Genomic DNA, 13,546 nt, shown 5'->3' on the forward strand with positions numbered 1-13,546 from the left:
CATTTTGTGTAATACGTGTGACTGCTCGAACTACAACATCAGGATAGTTATTTTGAATGATAATTTTGGCTTCAGCTATACTTTCAGCTCTCAATTCTCGAGTGTATATGATCCCATAAGAATCTTGGAATTCTACGGAATATTCGATTACCTCTCGGTCCATTTTTATCACCTGCCCATTGTTATTGTGCTTTACATATCACATTATCAATAAGTTTACGCATTCGTAAAATACGTTGAGCGCTCCCTTCCACTAGTAGTTTATTCGATAGTCCTTTTCAAGATAAGCATATTCACTGTCCCTTATTTGATACGTCCTTGGTCTGATAACTAATAATTCCTTATCTGAGCCAGCCTTGTGAGACGAATTAATTTCGAGTTTCATCACTCGTTCAATGACTTGATGGTCGATATGCTCATCTTCTACATCTTCTTCGTCTACAAAGCGAACTGTTATGCCCTGTTTTATTGCTTTCCAATTATGATGACTACTTTGATAACATAATTCCACATTAATCAATGCCTCATCACAATCTATTCCGGACTGTGTGTAAAACTCAATAAATACGTCTTTATCTTGTGAACCTAATTTTATTTCATCTGTTTCTGTTTCAAAATTCCCATTCAAATTCAAACCTCGATAAAGGCCTTTTGGGAGATGAATACGTAATAATGCATTTTCAGTTAAATTATTGGCATAGGTGAGCTCAATCCATAAATGGTTCATTCCTTCTTCTTTTTCCATCTTTTTTTTAGCCAGCCGTAGATTAAACATCATTAGATTCCCCCCTTAAAACCTGTGAAACAGAATCAATAACCTTCTGTTTTAATTCGGCAGAAACTCGAGGACTTAATGTAATTGAAACATCATCTGTTATTGTCAGAGTTTCGTTTTCCAAGACACGGTCTGGACTATATAAACTCATCAATTGGCCGATTTTTTCCACTTCATCTAAAGAAAGAGAATTTAATTTTTCTTGGATGGACGCTAAGTTCTCACCAGTTCTTGATAAAGTTATAATTGCTCGAAAATAATGAATGTGTTTATCGGTGTATACTCTTTTATTTCCTACCAACTCTAACGGAGGAACCATGCCTATTTGTGTATAGTACCGAACCGTCCTCAGATTCATCTTAGTATCATCTTCTTGAAGAATTTCTGAGATACGCTTTGCAGTGTACTGATTCATAACCTCACTCCTTTACACTTTAGTTTATACCTGTACAGTAAACTGTAATATGTACAGTTTACTGTACAGGTATACATCTAGTCAAACAAACTATTAAAAAAGGAAAAATCATTTTGAGAATCACAACTAATTCCTAAGCAAACCAAAGAGAGCATCCTCGCTCATGCTTCCGCATGGCTGGATACTCTCTTTTTGTAATACGTTATTTTCTCAGATTCTATCCGTTAATTCCTATGTCGACTCAATCTCCACTACGGTTTCCGAAGCGGGGTTCCAGCGCCACTTGGCTTGTTTCCCGCTTGCGTTATGCAATCCACCGATCCAAAATTCATCCTGCTTCAGCAGTGCCCAATCGACTTCTTCATTCAACACCTGAATTCCGAGTTCCGTTAGCGACAGGACTCCGTCACGGAATTTTTCATCATGCTGCTTGAAATTAGGGAAAGTTGTTGCACCGCTCATCTGAAGAAGGGCATGAGGTCCTTCTGTCATCCGCTTCAGATGTGCCCAGTATTCTAGATCACCCATTCCGAGAATGTGCAGCTTGTCACCTACCTCGCGAAATAATGGATACGGACGCTCTACCCCTGCTCTAATGGTCTCCAGTGTGGTCTGCTCAATCAGCCCCAGACCGTTCGATACAGATGGCAGACGGGACAAATGTGCCTTAAAGGCAGCTTTCGCAAAGGGTAGCGCAGAAGTGTCTGCCTGCAAGTAATCCAGATGATGCCGGAAATCAGTCGACGTATAGGCTTCCCAGAACTGTGCACCAGCTTGTAACTCGTTTTTCTCAATCACATGCCAACTACCGGACAGACGTTCAATCTGTGTGGAGGTAAGCTGTCCCAGTCCTCTAAAGTGCTCAATCTCTGGATACGAGTCAATGCAGAGCAGATTCAGTTTTGTATTCTGGAGTGCTTGTCCTTTGAAATAATGCAATAGATACGATAACATCGTCTGATCATAGAGATCGTATTCAAACCATAAGACAATTTCTTTGTATTGTTGAAACGAATGCAACTTGCGTTCAAGTTCCTCAATCTTCAAGTATTCCGCCTGTGGAATGCCCAACTGTTGTTCTAACACGGATGCCCGATTCTGCCGCTCCTTCGTATCTCCCATCTCTTTGGCTACCGGGCCGAACGTGTACAACTCTCTCCATACCAGGATGTCTCCCTGAATTCCACTCTCTCTTAGACGATTGGCAGCGTGATCCCCATTCATAATGTGTAACAATCCTTTTCCCCCTTCATACAAGTCACTGAATACAGAGACCAGATCCCTTACTGGCATAGAGCGCTTGAGTTTGGATCGGGCATCGAACAGTCTTTTCTTTAATGCAGGTACCTTCACCCCGAGGAAATCCGATATTTCCTTGAGCGAGTATCCTTCCAAATAAAACAGTTCAACAGCAATCCGCATCGATGATGGCAGTATTGCAATGGAATCACGAAGCGTACGATGCATTTCATTTTGCACCGCTTGTTCTTCCGGATTATGCGCCTGATCCTCTTCATGGAATACATGCTCCAGCTCCTGAACTGGAATCATGGTATGCTGCTTGCGTCTTAGCCAGCGATAACACTGCCTCTCCACGATTACCTTGAACCACCCAGGAAAAGCCTCAGGAGCTTCCAGCTTGGACAGATTGCCAAAAGCTTCAGTAAACGCCTCCTGCACGACATCTTCTGCCCAAAATGTATCCCCCAGTCGGTGGTAGGCAACAGCAAGTGCCATCCCGCGATATTGAGACATCAGTTGTGCGTAAGCTTCGGTTTCGCCCTTCATCGCTCCTTCAATCCATGAATTCAATGCTATGGACTCCCTTCATATAAGCATGCTGCTTGTTCTATTCATGTATAAGTGCCATGTTATCGCCAAAAGGTTACGTCTGACTCTAAACCTAGAGTAACCTCCGTATATATGTTTATGTAAAAAACTGTCCTGTTTGCGGATTACCTCCACATTCAGGACAGCGAAGTAAATTCAGTATGTGTTAGACATGTCAGTTATCAATCAAAATGATGAAGTGCCAATGATTATCTGCTTGGAGCTTGCGGGTAATTGCCTACTACGCCCGGATATTGATACAACAACGGCTCATCAAATGTAGCATAGTCGAAGTTGACCATCAACAGCATGATTCGTCTACCTGTCTTCGGATCACTGATGATAATATGATCACGGCCCGCTGCTTCAATAATACCTTGGAATATGCGAGCGTTCCATTCTTTGTTGCCTTCATATGTCATGTAGAATGTACCGAATTTACCAAGATTCAAACGTAAAATATTCTCAATGTATGACTGCTCAAACTGTGGAGCTGTTGTTGTAATCACTGCACCTGTTGGTGTCATTGGGCTTCCACTGGATACAAGTGGGGGTACACTTGTGGAGCTTGGTGATACCATCCCTGGCGTTGGTGACATGGCAGGCATTCCGTTACCGATTTTGTAAGACGTACCTTGAACCTGAGAATTGGCTTGTTGACCCATCACAGAATTTGCTTGCTGACCCAGTGTTTGAGTTGTTGGTTGATAAGGCTGATTAATCATGGTGATTCCTCCCAAAATTTAATATACTTCCGGACAGTCATCGCCTGTCGGACTGAAGAAACAATGCGCTTTGAAACGTCCTGTATTTTGCTGGTCATACCACGTTGGTGGGCAGTCGCCCACAGGTCGGAAAAACCACAATGAATTGCTCGCTGGCCAGATGCGCTCTCCATTGATCACCCGTTGTGCGAGACGAATCTCGGACTGTCTTGCCCGTTGGTAGAAGTACCCCTTCTGTGTTGACTCGTAGCCTCCTGGATTCTGGAATACCATACGATTGATATCGCGAATATCCTTAAAATCCAGACAATCCACCAGCACCCGGTTCACACCTACATTGCCCACAAGCAACATACCCTGTTCGCCGTCACCTTCAGCCTCTGCCCTCATGAGCCTAGCCAGCAGCTTGACGTCCTCTGAGTTGGCTTTAATAACAGCCATAGTCTGTTTCCTCCCTTGTTTCAGCTGTTCATCACCGTACATCGTATTGTGCAGGAGCCCATTCGGTGACACGATTCCATCTTTTTTCCATAAAAAAAAGCCCGGAACCTCACCCAAGGTGAAATTCCGAAGCAACTTGTTTCTTATAATACTCGCCTGTTTAAGGCTTGGCTTCAATCCAATAATCATAGGCATGAACAATGTTGCCTTGGTAAGCCTGATGTTCGGCCAGAAGATCCGGAAGCTTGGCAAGCTGAAGTTCCATCTCCGCTGCCCCTTTCTCATAAAAAGAAATATGAGGACCTTCATGGTTCTGCTTCATTTCTACCGAAATCATTAACCTTTTTCCCAAACGATCCGCGATCTCCATCTCCTGGCTCACAACAGCAGCAATGCCATTGGAACCTTCTGCGTTGTTACGGAAAGCCATCAGCGACACATGATCGAGTGTACGGATCATAAATTCAGCCACAGATGTATCCTTTCCTGGCAACGCGAAGCTATCCAGCCATACAGCAAGGTCTGCGCTTGTTTCGAGATCACTGTCCTTCTTTGTTTCTTCCTGGAAAAATGTAATGTTGGCAGCCCATTCCGTCAACAGGGCGTCCCGACTATTCTCCCACTCTGGCAAAGTGTACGGCTCAATATCCAGATGGATGCCTTCAAATCGTTCATCCGGCTCGGATTCAGCATTATAGTTTTTCACATAATCAATCAATCGCTTAATGCGTGGACGATTCTCCTTTTTGCCCCAGATGGGATGTCCACCCATCGCATGGATCTCAATGCCCTGCGCTTTTGCCCGTTTCACAAAACTGCGATAGCTGGAATAGGGTTGATCCAGATCCAAACGGACATACAACCAGTTAATATTCTGCTCTCTAGCAAACGCTAGTATGTGCTCTCCCCCGTCATTCGTCACCTGAGAGGCCTCCCAGATATACGTTCCCCGAATCTCAGGCTGATTGGATGGAATCTCCGGTGATGGCAGTTCCGACGGCTCCAGTTGTCCCCAGTATACGATGTCATGTACAGCAGAACCTGCGTAGGAACTATGCTCGCTGAATGCGGAGGCAACTTCTTCAATAACGCTTTCCAGTTGCGCTGCACCTTTCCCGGCAAATGACGTGAACTCCTCGCCAGGCATGGGCTTGGTGTTCAACCCAACCGTGACGCTCACATTGCTGGCATCTGCCCAGTTCATTTCCTGTTCAATCAAACGTATGATACCATTGTTCCCTTGCGCATTATCACGGTAAGCGAGTAAAGTGACATGATCCACTTGGTCAATGAACCAACGTGACAATGGTTCGTTATCTGCATCTTCAGAAACTCTATTTCCTGTAACGGTATAGGAATCCAGCCAAAATGGCAGGTCAATATTCACTCTAACTGCGCCATCCTGTCTTACTTGCTCAAATAACAGATTCATATTGGCTACCCAGGATTGTACCAGTGGCTTAGCATCTTCTTTCCAGGATGGTAACACATAGGGCTTGATATCCAGATGTATGGCATCAAATTGCTCGTTGGTTTCAGCAGCTTGATTGTAATCACTTACCCACGACGCTAATCTGAGCATGGGGCCTTCACGACCACTGAGTGCCCAGGATGGATCGCCTCCCAGCGCTTCAACCGCAATACCTGCACGGCTTGCTTTGGCTATAAACGTCTGGTATACCTCCTTGGACAGCGTCATGTCTACATTCACGTACAGCCTGTTTATCTTATGTTTAGCTGCATTGGCCAACAGCTCATCTCCGTTGCTAACAGACTGTGCCTGCCATACCCAGGCCGCCCGTATATCTGCGCCGTCTGCTTCAGCAGGTGACTCATTCCCTATCATTATCATCCCTCCGATCAGCAGTAACAGCCAAAATACCTTCCGGGATTGTTTCCCGAACATATACTCCCTCCATTCCTCTACTGTTGTAAAATCACATTTATTATAGCAACCGAGTTATTAAAAACAAATAAGCCCAAGTGCTTAACTTGGGCTTATTACTCTTATGTTGGATAATCTTAGGGCTTGCCCGAGTCAATCCCGGTTCTAGTCCTCATATATCATTTTTCGGGTCATGCCTCCATCAATAACGAGGTTGGTCCCTGTGACAAAGGTATTGCTTGGGTCAGACAAATATAGACAAGCACGGGAGATATCCGAAGGAACACCCACACGACCGGAGGGATGCTGTTCATGATCCTCCTTTTTGAGTTTTTCCACGTCACCTGTCTCAATCCATCCCGGACTGATACAATTGACCCGAATTTGGTCCTTGCCCAGTGAGACCGCCAGCGCATGTGTCAGAGCTACAATCGCTCCTTTGGATGCGGCATAAGCTTCGGTATCCGGCTCAGACATCAGCGCACGGGTAGAAGCCATGTTGATAATGGCACCCCCGTGTTCATTGCTTTTCATATGTTTGGCTGCTTCCCGACTCGCCAAAAAGCAACTTCTCACATTGGTATTGAGTACATCGTCCCATTCTTCCAGTGTTAACTCATAAGGGGACTTCCATTTTGCAAGTCCTGCGTTATTCACCAGAACATCGATTTGCTTGAATTCTTCCACGGTTGTACGAAAAAGATTCGTAATATCCTGCTCGCTGCGAACATCACATTGAACAAAGATCGCTTCTCCGCCTTCATTGCGAATGGAAGCTGCAGCTGCCGCCCCTTCTGCTTCCTTGTAGTCGGCAAGTACAACTTTGGCTCCAGCGACTGCATAAGCCTCGGCCACGCTTCGTCCTATTCCCTGAGCGGCCCCGGTTACAACAACGACCTGATCTGTAAATGACATATTGATTGCCTCCTCTATGGTAATGATCCTATGATCATAATCTCATTAAGCCTCTTCTTATATAAAAACACGTTAGCCCCATTAAGAAACGCTTGTCCAGCAAATAATCAAAAAAAGCTCACGCCACCCTGGCGCAAGCTGCTCAGTTTAACCACGTAGGCGTTCAGAATATACGCGATTATATCGCTCGAAGCCTACATAACGTGTTCCTTTGAACGAGAGCCGTCCTTCATCCCCCTCAGCACACAGGCCATACTCTTCGCCATTGACTTTGAATTCGAGCCGATCTCCGCTTTCTACTTCAAAGGTGACGTAGTATAACGTTCGTGCTGTACTGCCCGGTTCAGATTGCGACTGACTCATCTTCATCCGTCTGCTGGTGATTCGTGAAGGCACGGTCAATAGGGGCTCCGAGTTGTTGCGTCCCCACCTCCATACCTCCTTTCCCATCGACAGAAGAACTATACCTATAATCAGAACAAATACAACCGGAAAGACGGTTCCAAACAAATCAAACATCCAGGATGATTCAATGCCCATGTCTCTCCCTCCGTTCATACAACTTAGGACAGCCGGAGTCTTGACCCGTCTCCTGTAATGTATATGCACGTAAACAAGGAACTTGTTATCCGGATTGAAATCCAACGATGTGAAGGGAAAAACCCTCCGGCAGAATACCGAAGGGTTGCTTCATACGAAAATAAATACTATTTCATTATCTAATACCCTGCTGCCTGGCAGCCATGTTTTACTTAAAGGTTGTTGCAAATCGTTGATCCGACAATATAACCTGATTAACCTGTCCCTCTTTTGTCAGCATGAACGATGCACGATAGATAGCCAAATCATCTTTTTCCGCTTGCAGCGACTTCTCATCCAGGAATGTTTCCTTCTGAATATGATAGGCATAATCGATATTACGTTCAGACTCGACTAAAACATGTTCCTTGCCATGCAGATCGAGAATCTCTTGATGTGTCATCCCCGCCTCTGCCCCGCGAGCCGTCTTAAAGTGCCCTTTCGAGTCCTTATTCAAGATGATACTAACGACTTTGGCATCCCTATAGCCAATCGTGATCCCGTTATTGTATTGATAGGATTGACCCACACCGGTTGATGTTCCCTCACCGAGGATTTTCTCCGCTTCTTCCTGACTCATTCCATACGCAATCTTATCCTCACTGTCGGTTTTCGTCACAGCCAGATCCTGTTTTGAAAATTCGTTTGGATTGAACTTGCTATTGCTGCAAGCCGTGATCATGATTAATAATAATGCCGCAACAACCCATGTAATTTTTCTCCAGTGTCCATTCTTCATGCACTCACCTCTGATGTTTTTCCAATATTTTATCATATTAACTACTGAAAAAATAATTAGTGGTGAAGTTTTTGCCATTCCTCACAAAATAAAAAGGGTATCAGATATGTAGTTACTCCTGTACCATTATCCGCTCCAACTGAGATAACAGCCTCAGGTAAAGCACTGTTATCTCAGTTCAAGCAAACCCATGTTACCGTTGTGGATGCATATTTAATAAAGTTGAGGAGCGTTTGCTAGCCTCTTAACGGATTCACGCTATTTGTGTGATCACAAGATGTGCCGATACAGGTCTTGTTCCGCCTGCAAGAGGCGTCATGGTTAATGCAGTGGAATTACCGGCTGGATTTCGTATGGTTAGAATTGAATTAATTACTGTTGTTTGCACGAGAGCCATTCCTGGCATCTGACTTGTACCTGTTGCCCGTCCCACTACTGAAGTGGAAAGATCAGCACCATTGAGTGTTAACATAAGTTGCCCAGCTTCATTCATACTCCCCTGGAACATAACTAAATACGTACCAATAGCTGCCAGATTGAATGAACTAGGGCCCGTGCGAGAGATCGTCGTTCCACTTGTTGGACCATCTTGAGGGAAGTTAACATCTGCACCTGGAGCAACCGTTGCAGCATTATCAGGTGGCATCAGCGCGAAAAAGTCAGCAAACCCCAGTACGCCTCCAGCTGCTCCTGTCGCACCTGTAACTCCCGTTGCTCCAGCAGGACCCGCTACTCCTGTCGCACCTGTCGGGCCTACTGCTCCAGCAGTACCTGCCGCTCCTGTTGCACCGGCTGGGCCTGCCGGGCCTACTGCTCCAGCGGGTCCTACCGCTCCTGCTGCACCGGCCGGGCCTGCCGGGCCTACTGCTCCTGCAGCTCCTGTCGCACCCGTCGGCCCAACAGCTCCAGGAAAACCTTGAGGCCCAATTGCTCCAGCAGGTCCGGGATTACCTTGCGGACCTTGTGGCCCTACAGCCCCTGCTTCTCCCGGAATCCCCTGTGCTCCCATAGGTCCAGCAGGTCCGACCGGACCTTGAGAGCCTACCGCTCCAGCAGGACCAGGCTGTCCCTGAGGTCCTTGTGGTCCAGGTGGCCCCCCCGCTGGTCCTTGAGCTCCAGGTGGCCCTTCAACCCCTTGTCTACCTGGAATACCTTGTACGCCCTGTACGCCTTGTATACCTTGGGGTCCTGTTGGGCCAACAACAGTAGGGGTAGATATATTCACTTCTGGAGGCGGACATTTTACTTGAACAAACTTTTTGACCACTTTTAATCGGCGTTCTTTTCTTTTAACTTTACACGGATGTAATATTGCCTTTTTTCTCTTCATACCTTTCTTCACTTCTGAATGACTCACAGTGTGGACACCTCCCTATAGACATAGTTTAATGTACGTATGTAGATGAAAAGATGCGTGGACGAACAACCATTTTAGTAAAAAACTCAGCTAATTCCCAGAAAAAACAATAAAATGGATATCACACCGCCCATACGGTTGATCTAAATTGTTCATAACCATTAATTGAGGCGAGCTGGTTTGCGTAGCGATATTTGTTCAAAAAAACTCATGCCATTTGGGCATGAGTTTCATGGTTTAACCACGCAGACGTTCCGAATAAAGCAGATTAGTTCGTTTAAAGCTAATATTTCATGCCCCTTGAAAGAGGGTTGTCTTAAATCTGCGTCGGATGTACGACGATATAGGAGTTTTGAGAAAAGGGCAACCATGACCTCCATAACGTGTTGAGTTCACTTATGCTGATTTTTCGATTGTAATATTCTTCATCACAATTAATCTTGTGATCTAAAGATTCAGCCAAGTAAAAATGCGTTTCATCATAACCAACGACGGGAACAAAATGCAAATAACGTTGTTTGGGATGTACTCTAATAAATAAAATAACAGGTACACCCTGGCTGATCTGTCTTTTCAACGTATTCTCATTACCACGTAAGTACATTACCTGATATCCTAGCTTCCTGAAAAAAACAACGACCGCTTTGGGATATACCGTCCCATCCAGTAATTTGCGAGGATAGGTTTCATAAAGCTTTGTTCCGTTGGACTCCAAACCGAAATGTCTTAAGACAAACGCACTGGAAAATGCAGCGCATTCGTAGTTTTTCTGAATATCCAACCGATTTGAAGATTGAATGTAATATGTGCTTGGCACATTGACTGTGTACATGCGATCTTTCTTAGGAAAGCTGAAATAAAGGGAGATCACCCAGAGAATAATCAACCAAAGTAATACATTGAGAAACAATTCGTGACCTCCTTCGTCTCATCAGACGATGTACTCTAACGTTTAAGTATGCCATTCACTAGACAGCAGACTATACGTCACAATATTCTCATAATGATCGTAAACCCATTGAGCTTCTCTGGATGTACCTTCATATGAAAATCCGATTTTCTCAGGTATAACCCTGCTTTTAAAATTGTTTTCTGCACATTGAATAATGACACGATTTAACTTCAACTCGTTAAAGAGGTAATTAAGCAATTGCTCTATTGATTTCGTAATGATTCCTTTGCCCTGTGCTGACTCAGCTAAAAAATATCCAATGCTCGTTGCTCGATTATTCCAATCAATATAATGCAACCCTAACATCCCAACCAATTGTTCATTGAACCATATCCCGGAATCAAAACCGTTTTTCTCTTCATAATTATGTGTCCATACTTCTATTACAGAATCTAAATCGCTGGGCGATTGTCTTTTATCAACCCAGAGTAACCACGCTCTCAAGTACTTTCTGTTCTCATCAATTAACGCATACAACTCATCTCTATCTCGAGATTCGATCAGCTTTAATACAATAGATTCATTCACTTGAAAAGGTAACATCCTGTTCCTCCCACTCAATCTAACTATGAGGTTAGTTTAGGTGATTATTCCTCACACCAATTTTTTAGAACCCATTCCTTGATATGCTCTGCTACGATTTCAACTGTCAGTTCAGTGGTATCCAAGTTCAGCATTGGCGGGTCAAACGCAGTTTCTGAATTCTGGAGTAACCAGTTGGCAAAATTCTTGTGATCTTCAACCAGGTTCTCGTCCCACCCACGGGCTCTTAAACGCGTCTCGCGAGTAACATCGTCACAGTGCAAATTCATATATAGAATTCGATCAAATCGATCGATGTAATCGGACGATGCAATGTTTTCCGGCACCATCGTTCCACATAAAACAGTCCCTCGTCCACTTAGCGATATGTTATACGCAATCCTCAACCAATTCTCTTTGGCAATCTGCCAATCCACGTTATCGATGATATCCATATCAAAGACGTCCAATTCGGGAAGTTGCTTGCGAACAAGCGAAGAGATCGTTGTTTTTCCTGTCCCACTTGCGCCTGTCACTACAAACAGCGGTAATCTTCTCATAACTAGCTCCTTTAGTTAAAATAAAATTTGATTTATTACGCTCTCCATTGATCTGCTTTCAACCCATAAATAATCCTGTTTAAATATGCACCGTTAATATATTCGTAATCTCTTAATTCACCTTCACGTTGAAAGCCTAATTTTTCAGGAATTGCGCGGCTTTTGAGATTGTCTGTTGCTACGCCAATTTCAACTTTATTTAATTCAAGTTCATCAAATGCGTGAGCAATTAACACTTTAATCGATTTTGTAATAAGTCCCCTACCCTCATATTCCTGACCTAGCCAATATCCTATTTCAGTCTTCTTGTTTTCTTGATCAATGTATAAGTATCCAATAGAACCAGCAAGCTCGTCTCCACACCAGATTCCTAACCAATAACCATCATCTTGAGCATAGCGTATACGTGTTCCCTTGATGAAATTTCTTGAATCCTCTTCTGTTAATGTCATACTGGGGAACTTCAACCACGCTCCTATATGATCCCTGTTTCGATCGATCAGATTATATAATTGGGGTGCATCTTTCATTGCCAATAGCGATATATAGGTAGCAGTATCCACTTGATATTTAAACATAGCCCACTCTCCGATTCATTTCATTTAATCACCGTTTTCTTGCTTTAATCACAAAGGATACAGGTAACATCTTTGCTCTTTTAAGGAGACTATCGCTATTATTATGTAATTGCATGATATCCTCATCGGATTCTTCTATCATTTGTTCAATGACAAATCCCGCTTTCGCTAACGCATTGACATAGGTTGATAGTTGACGATCAGCCAAGGTTAATTCACCCTGACAAAAATCAGGAGATACCGCATACCACGATTCATCAGAATATGGCTTATTGAAGACAAATCTATCATTTTCTTCAACGACACATCTATGAATTGGATGAGACCAACTGAAAATAAAAATACCATCTTTCTTTAAATAAGAAGCGATTCGGCTGAAAGTACCTTCAAGATCGGTTGTCCAACCTATGGCATAAATCGAATACACAGCGTCAAAATAATTAGTAGGAATACCACATCCCTCTTCCATGGGTGAACATATCAATGTTGCAGGAATTCCGTATGTCCTCAAGTGTTGTTGTGTCTTTTCTATCTGTTTCTGGGATATATCCATACCCCACAGTTCACCTGCTTTGCGGTCTCCATGATACTGCAAGGATTGACCATTTCCACAGCCCACCTCTAACATCTTTAATCCTGAGACATCACCAAAAAGTTGGTGTTTTTCTTCTGAGATAAATGCTCCATAATGTGGAAGCACGATTGCTCTCAAAAAGTCATTCCCTTTTGTATCCCAATAAAAGCTGTTTGTTTCATAAACACTGTACTTGTTCATCTGATAGCCTCCTTTATACACTACATTCAGAACATTACTTGTTACCTTCGTTGAAATATGTAATCTCATTGCCATTAAGTAAGCTTTTAAAGCCGTTCTTGTAATAAGGCATAAGCTCATCTGCCTGTGTTATATCCAACCATGCAATTTCAGAGATTTCATCTGGTCTTGATATCTCCTCATTGCCTCCGACGATTTCCGCTCTGAATGTGATAAAAATGGTATGTTCTTTGAGTTCTTCAAATTTACACTCGTTTATTGCTACAATTCCGTGGACGCCAACATCAAGTCCTGTTTCTTCTTTGGCTTCCCTGATTGCTGCTTGTTCCCATGATTCATCGGCTTCAACAGCTCCGCCAGGCAGCGACCAGCTTGAACGCCCTACATTTCTTACTGCAAGCACTTTAGATTTGGATGGATTGGTTAGTAGTGAGTATACAACATCGACTCGTTTCATTGATTGAACTTCCTTTCTGATATTGATCTTCCTATGTTTTT

16 protein-coding genes are annotated in these 13,546 nt (G+C 43.7%); all 16 read right to left on the bottom strand.

The window, feature by feature from the left end; genetic code table 11:
• Window positions 1-253: 253 nt before the first annotated feature.
• Complete coding sequence (locus MHI12_RS17280; RefSeq protein WP_405169869.1) at window positions 254-778, bottom strand: hypothetical protein; 525 nt, start codon at window positions 776-778, stop codon at window positions 254-256.
• On the bottom strand, window positions 768-1,190 hold the full coding sequence (locus MHI12_RS17285) for a MerR family transcriptional regulator (RefSeq protein ID WP_405169870.1): 423 nt from the start codon (window positions 1,188-1,190) through the stop codon (window positions 768-770). The genes MHI12_RS17280 and MHI12_RS17285 overlap by 11 nt, the downstream gene beginning before the upstream one ends.
• A 231-nt stretch (window positions 1,191-1,421) precedes the next feature.
• Window positions 1,422-3,002 carry a sigma-70 family RNA polymerase sigma factor gene (locus tag MHI12_RS17290; protein WP_405169871.1) on the bottom strand — a complete coding sequence of 527 codons (1,581 nt, stop codon included), beginning with the start codon at window positions 3,000-3,002 and terminating at the stop codon, window positions 1,422-1,424.
• Window positions 3,003-3,229: 227 nt separating this feature from the next.
• Window positions 3,230-3,688, bottom strand: coding sequence for a spore coat protein GerQ (gene gerQ, locus MHI12_RS17295; protein WP_036673979.1), 459 nt, complete (start codon window positions 3,686-3,688; stop codon window positions 3,230-3,232).
• A gap of 75 nt (window positions 3,689-3,763) precedes the next feature.
• Window positions 3,764-4,186, bottom strand: coding sequence for a cell wall hydrolase (locus MHI12_RS17300; RefSeq protein ID WP_074095421.1), 423 nt, complete (start codon window positions 4,184-4,186; stop codon window positions 3,764-3,766).
• A 160-nt stretch (window positions 4,187-4,346) separates the two neighbouring features.
• Window positions 4,347-6,032 (bottom strand): hypothetical protein, encoded by a 1,686-nt coding sequence (locus tag MHI12_RS17305; protein ID WP_405169872.1) that lies wholly within the window; start codon window positions 6,030-6,032, stop codon window positions 4,347-4,349.
• A 204-nt stretch (window positions 6,033-6,236) separates the two neighbouring features.
• Window positions 6,237-6,986: a glucose 1-dehydrogenase gene (locus tag MHI12_RS17310; RefSeq protein WP_017688133.1), complete on the bottom strand. Its 750-nt coding sequence runs from the start codon at window positions 6,984-6,986 to the stop codon at window positions 6,237-6,239.
• Window positions 6,987-7,133: 147 nt separating this feature from the next.
• A complete protein-coding gene (locus MHI12_RS17315; protein WP_017688132.1) occupies window positions 7,134-7,526 on the bottom strand; it encodes a DUF2500 domain-containing protein in 393 nt (130 codons plus the stop codon).
• Between the two features lie 208 nt (window positions 7,527-7,734).
• A complete protein-coding gene (locus MHI12_RS17320) occupies window positions 7,735-8,304 on the bottom strand; it encodes a hypothetical protein (RefSeq protein WP_405169873.1) in 570 nt (189 codons plus the stop codon).
• Between the two features lie 253 nt (window positions 8,305-8,557).
• On the bottom strand, window positions 8,558-9,661 hold the full coding sequence (locus MHI12_RS17325; protein WP_405169874.1) for a collagen-like protein: 1,104 nt from the start codon (window positions 9,659-9,661) through the stop codon (window positions 8,558-8,560).
• A gap of 316 nt (window positions 9,662-9,977) precedes the next feature.
• A complete protein-coding gene (locus tag MHI12_RS17330; protein WP_341007834.1) occupies window positions 9,978-10,571 on the bottom strand; it encodes a C39 family peptidase in 594 nt (197 codons plus the stop codon).
• Window positions 10,572-10,613: 42 nt separating this feature from the next.
• Window positions 10,614-11,156 (bottom strand): GNAT family N-acetyltransferase, encoded by a 543-nt coding sequence (locus MHI12_RS17335; RefSeq protein ID WP_405169875.1) that lies wholly within the window; start codon window positions 11,154-11,156, stop codon window positions 10,614-10,616.
• Window positions 11,157-11,200: 44 nt separating this feature from the next.
• Window positions 11,201-11,695 (bottom strand): AAA family ATPase, encoded by a 495-nt coding sequence (locus MHI12_RS17340; protein WP_405169876.1) that lies wholly within the window; start codon window positions 11,693-11,695, stop codon window positions 11,201-11,203.
• A 35-nt stretch (window positions 11,696-11,730) separates the two neighbouring features.
• Complete coding sequence (locus MHI12_RS17345) at window positions 11,731-12,273, bottom strand: GNAT family N-acetyltransferase (RefSeq protein WP_405169877.1); 543 nt, start codon at window positions 12,271-12,273, stop codon at window positions 11,731-11,733.
• Between the two features lie 28 nt (window positions 12,274-12,301).
• Window positions 12,302-13,048: a class I SAM-dependent methyltransferase gene (locus MHI12_RS17350; RefSeq protein ID WP_405169878.1), complete on the bottom strand. Its 747-nt coding sequence runs from the start codon at window positions 13,046-13,048 to the stop codon at window positions 12,302-12,304.
• A gap of 34 nt (window positions 13,049-13,082) precedes the next feature.
• On the bottom strand, window positions 13,083-13,505 hold the full coding sequence (locus tag MHI12_RS17355; protein ID WP_405169879.1) for an NUDIX hydrolase: 423 nt from the start codon (window positions 13,503-13,505) through the stop codon (window positions 13,083-13,085).
• Window positions 13,506-13,546: the final 41 nt, after the last annotated feature.

Origin of the sequence: Paenibacillus sp. FSL H8-0280, assembly GCF_045040665.1 — a bacterium.
Classification (GTDB): Bacteria; Bacillota; Bacilli; order Paenibacillales; family Paenibacillaceae; genus Paenibacillus; species Paenibacillus xylanexedens_A.

Coding starts and splice junctions, on each gene's coding strand:
- MHI12_RS17350 (WP_405169878.1), bottom strand. CDS start 13,048: ATGAACAAGTACAGTGTTTATGAAACAAACAGCTTTTATTGGGATACA.
- MHI12_RS17310 (WP_017688133.1), bottom strand. CDS start 6,986: ATGTCATTTACAGATCAGGTCGTTGTTGTAACCGGGGCCGCTCAGGGA.
- MHI12_RS17355 (WP_405169879.1), bottom strand. CDS start 13,505: ATGAAACGAGTCGATGTTGTATACTCACTACTAACCAATCCATCCAAA.
- MHI12_RS17280 (WP_405169869.1), bottom strand. CDS start 778: ATGATGTTTAATCTACGGCTGGCTAAAAAAAAGATGGAAAAAGAAGAA.
- MHI12_RS17300 (WP_074095421.1), bottom strand. CDS start 4,186: ATGGCTGTTATTAAAGCCAACTCAGAGGACGTCAAGCTGCTGGCTAGG.
- MHI12_RS17345 (WP_405169877.1), bottom strand. CDS start 12,273: ATGTTTAAATATCAAGTGGATACTGCTACCTATATATCGCTATTGGCA.
- MHI12_RS17305 (WP_405169872.1), bottom strand. CDS start 6,032: ATGATAGGGAATGAGTCACCTGCTGAAGCAGACGGCGCAGATATACGG.
- MHI12_RS17340 (WP_405169876.1), bottom strand. CDS start 11,695: ATGAGAAGATTACCGCTGTTTGTAGTGACAGGCGCAAGTGGGACAGGA.
- MHI12_RS17285 (WP_405169870.1), bottom strand. CDS start 1,190: ATGAATCAGTACACTGCAAAGCGTATCTCAGAAATTCTTCAAGAAGAT.
- MHI12_RS17315 (WP_017688132.1), bottom strand. CDS start 7,526: ATGGGCATTGAATCATCCTGGATGTTTGATTTGTTTGGAACCGTCTTT.
- MHI12_RS17320 (WP_405169873.1), bottom strand. CDS start 8,304: ATGAAGAATGGACACTGGAGAAAAATTACATGGGTTGTTGCGGCATTA.
- MHI12_RS17335 (WP_405169875.1), bottom strand. CDS start 11,156: ATGTTACCTTTTCAAGTGAATGAATCTATTGTATTAAAGCTGATCGAA.